At 74.0% G+C, this 689-nt stretch carries 1 protein-coding gene; it reads right to left on the bottom strand.

The window, feature by feature from the left end; all coding sequences use genetic code 11:
• Positions 1-622: BadF/BadG/BcrA/BcrD ATPase family protein (locus GH736_RS23865; protein ID WP_328596963.1), on the bottom strand; the 622-nt coding region annotated here is incomplete at its 3' end.
• Positions 623-689 lie beyond the last annotated feature (67 nt).

Genomic DNA, 689 nt, shown 5'->3' with positions numbered 1-689 from the left:
CCTCGAGATGCCGGTCATGATGGACCGCACCACCGTCGAGAACCTCCCCGCGTACACCGCATGCAACCGCTGCACACCGGCGCTCAGCCAAACCCGGAAACGCCGCCAGCACGACCTCGGTCAGGGCGGTGGTCGCACCGCGGCCGTCGTGCGCCCGCATGACGGCGTCCAGCGCCGCCCGCCCGAGCCAGTATCCACTGCCCGCGTCGCCCATGAGGTAGCCCCAGCCGTCGACGCGGGCGATGTCGCTGCGTCCGACGGCAAGGGTGACGACGCCGGTTCCGGATGCCACGACCGCGCCCCGCTCGTCGCCGAGCGCGCCGAGGTACGCGGTGATCGAGTCGTGGGCGAGCCGCACGGCACGCACCCCGTGCTGCGACGCGGATGCGAGGAGGTAGCCGGCGTCGGACTCCTCCGACGTGAGGCCCGAGACCCCGAATCCGACCTCGTCGAACGCGTGGCCCGCCTCGGCGGCCTGGTCGACGACCTGCACCAGTTGCGGGAGCAGGGGCAGGTCGGTGCGGATGCCGGGCCCGGCCCACTCGCTGACGCCCGAGGCATCCGCGTGCCGCACCTTGATGCCCGACTGCCCGGCGTCGATCGCGAGCGTCCCGCGGCTCATGGCGCTCAACCCAGCCGCTCGGCGAGCCAGGCGACCTGGCGCGGCCAGTGCGCGGCCGCGCCGCCCT

The organism is Agromyces humi (assembly GCF_009720255.1).
In the GTDB taxonomy this organism is placed as follows: Bacteria; Actinomycetota; Actinomycetes; order Actinomycetales; family Microbacteriaceae; genus Agromyces; species Agromyces humi.
This window is presented reverse-complemented; position numbering and strand designations above follow the sequence as displayed.